The following is a 4,830-nucleotide window of genomic DNA, read 5'->3' on the forward strand; positions in this document are numbered from 1 at the left end:
TTCGCCCAATATTCCAGCGTCGCTTCGATTGATGCACTCAAAATCCATGACCTCCGACTCATGGTCACCCATTGATTCAGAGTTCAACGCGTTTAGCAAGTAAAAAATGCAACTGTAATGCTAAGCGATACGTTCCAAAGCTTTCATGTCATTCTGAAGTAAAAGCGGTGGCTTAGTTGTGCGGCGCGATTTCGTGAGTTGTGACGAGGGCGCGCCGGATTGCGACGAAGGCGCCCGGCGCCATCGACAAGCGGCGCAAGCCGGCCGTGACAAGGAGCGGCGCGATAAACGGATCCCCCGCAGCTTCGCCGCAGACGGTGACCGGCATCCGGGCGTGGGTGGCGATGCGGGCGCACAACGATAGCACGGCCGCGTGCCCGGCATCGCCCAAGAGGGCAAGCTGCGAGTTTACCCGGTCGGCGGCGAGAGTGTACTGTGTGAGGTCATTGGTGCCGATCGAGACGAAATCAGCGGCAGCAAAGGATTCGACCGTTAGGGCCGCCGCAGGGACTTCGATCATAATGCCCAGCGGCACTGGCCAGGCATGGCGGGTGCCGCTTTGGTCGAGGTCAACGTGGGCGTGGGCGAGGTGGGTGCGGGCGGCGGCGAGCTCGCCGGGATTGGTAACCATCGGCAGCATGATGCGCAGATCGTGGCCATGGCCCGCGCACAGCATTGCACGGAGCTGGGTTTCAAACAGGTCGGGGTGGGCGAGCAGTGCGCGCAGTCCGCGCTGACCGAGGGCGGGGTTGGGTTCTGCACCCAACGGTAGGAATGGCAGTGGTTTGTCCGCGCCGGCATCGAGCGCGCGGATCACGACTGGCCTCCCCTGCATCGGGGCGATGATGGTGCGCAGCAAGGCTACCTGTTCGTCGGTGCTCGGGGCGGTGGCGCGATCCATGAACAGGAATTCGGTGCGGAGCAGGCCGATGCCGACAGCGTTGGCACGGCGCGCAGCCTCGGCTTGGGCGACGCTGGCAACATTGGCCCAGAATTCGACAGTGCAGCCATCCGCCAGGGTCAATGTGCCGCTTTGCGGTGGGGTCGTGCCGGGGGCGGCGGCATGGACCTGCGCCCGTAGCCGGGCGAGGGTGGGAGCATCGGGGTTGCGCCAGAGCCTGCCTGTGGCACCGTCGAAAGCGAGCATGGTACCCTCGGCGAGGGTAAGCGGACCGGCCCCGACTAGGTAGGGAATTCCAGCGGCCCGCAGAAGAATGGCGGCATGGGATGTTGGACTGCCGGCGCGGTCGATCACGCCCTGCACCTGATTAGGTGTGAGGCGCGCGGCGAGAGAGGCCGGCAGATCATCGACGATCAGGATCGCGCCGGGGGCGGGCAAGGTGACGGCGGGGGCAACGCCGAGGGCGTGGAGCACGGGGGTGGCGGCGTCGCGCAGGTCGACCGCGCGGGCGGCCAGAGTGGGGTCGTCCAGCCGCGCGATGGCCGTAGCGGCGGCTTCGATCGTACTTGCCCAGGCGGAGGCGGCGTCGAGGTGATCGCGGGTGATCCGCGCGATCGCCTCGTCGCGCAGGGCGGGATCGTCGAGCAGTGCGCGCTGGGCTGCGAGAATATCGTGCGCTGTGGCGGGTTGTGCCCGTGCCTGCGCCAGCGCGGTATCGAGGGCGGCGATGGCGGCGATGGGATCCCGGGTGGATCGATCAGGCAGGACGGCGAGGGCGGTTGTGAGCGTGGCCGCTGGGCCGATCGCCAAACCGGGTGACACCGCGCGCGGCGGGGATGGGTTGGCCTGTGGAGCTGGTTGGGACGCCGTGGCAAGAATCTCGGCTATGGCATCGAGATCCGCCGCGGTGCCGGCGGTGGTGATCCGCAGCAAGGCACCGGTGCGCGCGCCGAGGCCGAGCAGGGCGGTCAGGGACGCAGCATCGGCGCTGCGTCCGGTATCGGGGAGGGCGACTTGGATTGAGTGGGGATGATTATGGGCGTATCGCGCGATGGCGGCGGCGGGGCGCAAGTGGAGCCCGGCGGGGTCGGTGAGCGGAACCAGCAGCGTGGCGGCGGGAGCGGGGGTGGTAGTTGCATCTGGGGTGATGGCATCCGGTGGATTGAGGTGAGTCTGTTTGGCGGCGAGAGCCTGTTCGGCCTCGTGGCGGACCCACGCCAACGGCGCGCCGCCGCTGGCGGCGACGCCGGCGGCAAGAGCGCCCTCGACGAACGGCGCCGCACATAAAGCGACCCGCGCGCGCATGGCCGGTTCGAGTAGATCGAGGGCGAGTTCAGCGCTGAGCAGTGCGCTGCCGATGTCCATCAATACGAGGGTACCAGCATCGTTGTCGAGTGAGGCGATGGCGGAGATGATCGCGGTCGCATCGGTGCCGAGTTCGGTGCGGTCCTCGCCCGCGCCGGCAGCGAGGGCGATGCGGGTGGCTGGGCCAGTCATCTGGCGTACCAGCGCTTCCACCGCCGCAGCAAGGGGGAGACTGTGCGAGACCAGAACCAGACCGACGCTGTGGGGCATGGTATCTATGGTGCCGCTGCCAGAGCGTCGAGCAGCATGGCAGCCGATGTGGCTCCGGGATCAGCGTGGCCGATCGCACGTTCGCCCAGATAGCTCGCCCGCCCCTTGCGGGCCACGATCGGGATGGTGGCGGCAACCCCGGCGTGGGCGGCGGTGGCGGCATCCGCCAGAGTCGCACCGCGCTGGAGGGCGGCCATCGCCGGGGTCATCGCATCGATCATGGTCTTGTCGCCCGGCACTGCCTTTCCGCGTGCGGCGACACCAGCGACTCCGGCGACGAGGCAGCGGGTGAGGGCGGGGCCGTCTAGTTCGGTCGGTGTGCCGGCGGCTTTTGCCATTTCGAGGAAGAAACTGCCATATAGCGGACCTGCCGCACCACCGACTGTGCTGATCAGGGTCATGCCTGCCAGCTTGAAGAGCGCCGCAGGATCGGCCGGGGCAGCGGCATCGAGTTTTTCGCTGATCCGGGCAAAGCCGCGGGCCAGATTGGCACCGTGGTCGCCATCACCGATCGCCTGATCCAGAGCGTTGAGCTCTGCCTGTGCTGCGGCAAAATGTGCAGCGGCTAGGCGCAGCCACGCGGTCAGACTGGCGACGTCGTGCGTCATCATGCCCCCCAGCGCAGCGCCGGGGTGATCACGGGAGCGTCCCAGTGCGCACGCATGGTATCGTTGAGCCGGAGTGCGGTGATCGATACGCCGGACATTTCTAGGCTGGTGATGTAGGAGCCAACTAGGTGGCGCGAGACAGTCAGCCCGTGTCGGGCAGCGATGGCGTGGGCCGCACGGAACATGATGTATAGCTCGATCAGCGGGGTGCCCCCCATGCCATTGACAAACAGTAGGATATCGTCGCCGCGCCGGAACGGCAGGTCGGCTAGTATCGGTTCCATCAGCATGGCCGCGATTTCGTCGGCGGGGGTCAGCTTGATGGTTTTGCGGCCGGGTTCGCCGTGGATGCCGATGCCGAATTCCATCTCGTCGTCGGCGAGAGCGAAGCTGGGCGTACCCGCATGTGGCACAGTACAGGCGGTGAGGGCGATGCCCATCGAGCGGGCCGCGCCATTGACTGCGCGGCATAGATCTACCACCGGTGATAAAGTCATGCCCGCTTCTGCTGCGGCGCCGCAGATTTTTTCGGCCAGGATGGTCGCGCCGACGCCACGACGCCCGGCAGTGTAGAGACTGTCTTGCACCGCGACATCATCGTCGATCACCACTGCGCGGACATCGATCCCTTCCTCGCGCGCAAGATCGGCGGCCATTTCGAAGTTTAGCACGTCGCCGGTATAGTTCTTCACGATATGCAGCACCCCGGCACCGCCGTTCACCGCCTTGGTGGCTTCGAACATCTGGTCCGGCGTCGGGCTGGTGAACACCGCGCCAGGGCAGGCGGCGTCGAGCATGCCGCGACCGACGAAACCACCGTGCATCGGCTCGTGTCCGGAGCCACCGCCAGATACCAGCGCGACCTTGCCGCTGATCGGTGCGTCAGCGCGCGAGATGAAATCGGGGTCGCGATGGACTCGGATCAGATCAGCGTGGGCCAGGGCCATGCCTTCTAGCGCCTCGCCGACGACCGCATTGGGGCTGTTGATCAATTTTTTCATGGTGTCCTCCCGCTGTTAAACCGGACCGACCCTGGTGGGTCGGTCCTAGACTAGTCGTATCAGGGCGCCGACTGGTGCTGCTTTGCTTCGTCGAGTGCGGCCTGGAGTTTTTCGAGACTGTAGCCGAGCCCCTGCATCGGCGGGTGGGGTTGCTGGGTTTTCAGCAGCTTGACACGCTCGATTAGGGTAAGGCCGATGCACCATTTGTAAACATAGACCGCAAGGACCGCCCCGATCATTGGCCCAAGGATCGGCACCCACCAGTAACCATGGGGTCCGGGGAAGGCGTTCGGGCCCCATCCGGCGACCCAGGTGAACAACCGCGGGCCGAAGTCACGGGCCGGGTTGATCGCGTATCCGGCGTCAACGCCGAAAGACATGCCGATGGCCGCGACCGCGATGCCGACCAGGAACGGCCCCATGTTCGACTGCGGGCTGAGGTTCAGATTATCCGAGATCGCGAGGATGAACAGGAGCAGGAAGAAGGTGCCGATGATCTGGTCGAGGAGCGCCAGATCCATGTGCGAGCCGAGATATGAGGCAGGGAAGGTGGCGAAGATGCTGAACGTCGTCAGCCCGCCCGAGGCCGCATAGGAGGCGACGTGATGTGCCGCGTTCCAGGCATCGATCGCGCGGAAATAATCGGCGTAGACCAGTGCTGCGCCCACGAAGCAGCCGGCGATCTGCGCGACCCAGTAAGGCACGATCTTGCGCCAGGGAAAATCGCCCTTGACGGCAAAGGCGA

4 protein-coding genes are annotated in these 4,830 nt (G+C 65.9%); all 4 read right to left on the reverse strand.

Translation table 11 applies throughout. The features are described from left to right. Positions 1 to 172: 172 nt before the first annotated feature. Positions 173 to 2,476 (reverse strand): dihydroxyacetone kinase phosphoryl donor subunit DhaM, encoded by a 2,304-nt coding sequence (gene dhaM / locus B7X49_RS18075; protein ID WP_286704949.1) that lies wholly within the window; start codon positions 2,474 to 2,476, stop codon positions 173 to 175. Positions 2,477 to 2,481: 5 nt separating this feature from the next. Continuing rightward, positions 2,482 to 3,084 (reverse strand): dihydroxyacetone kinase subunit DhaL, encoded by a 603-nt coding sequence (dhaL, locus tag B7X49_RS18080; RefSeq protein WP_286704950.1) that lies wholly within the window; start codon positions 3,082 to 3,084, stop codon positions 2,482 to 2,484. Next, positions 3,084 to 4,085 (reverse strand): dihydroxyacetone kinase subunit DhaK, encoded by a 1,002-nt coding sequence (dhaK, locus tag B7X49_RS18085; RefSeq protein WP_286704951.1) that lies wholly within the window; start codon positions 4,083 to 4,085, stop codon positions 3,084 to 3,086. The genes dhaL and dhaK overlap by 1 nt, the downstream gene beginning before the upstream one ends. Before the next feature lie 59 nt (positions 4,086 to 4,144). Then, on the reverse strand, positions 4,145 to 4,830 hold a 686-nt coding region (locus B7X49_RS18090; RefSeq protein WP_286840534.1), incomplete at its 5' end, for an MIP/aquaporin family protein.

This window comes from Acidiphilium sp. 34-64-41 (assembly GCF_002282635.1).
Classification (GTDB): Bacteria; Pseudomonadota; Alphaproteobacteria; order Acetobacterales; family Acetobacteraceae; genus Acidiphilium; species Acidiphilium rubrum.

Coding starts and splice junctions, on each gene's coding strand:
- dhaM (WP_286704949.1), bottom strand. CDS start 2,476: ATGCCCCACAGCGTCGGTCTGGTTCTGGTCTCGCACAGTCTCCCCCTT.
- dhaL (WP_286704950.1), bottom strand. CDS start 3,084: ATGACGCACGACGTCGCCAGTCTGACCGCGTGGCTGCGCCTAGCCGCT.
- dhaK (WP_286704951.1), bottom strand. CDS start 4,085: ATGAAAAAATTGATCAACAGCCCCAATGCGGTCGTCGGCGAGGCGCTA.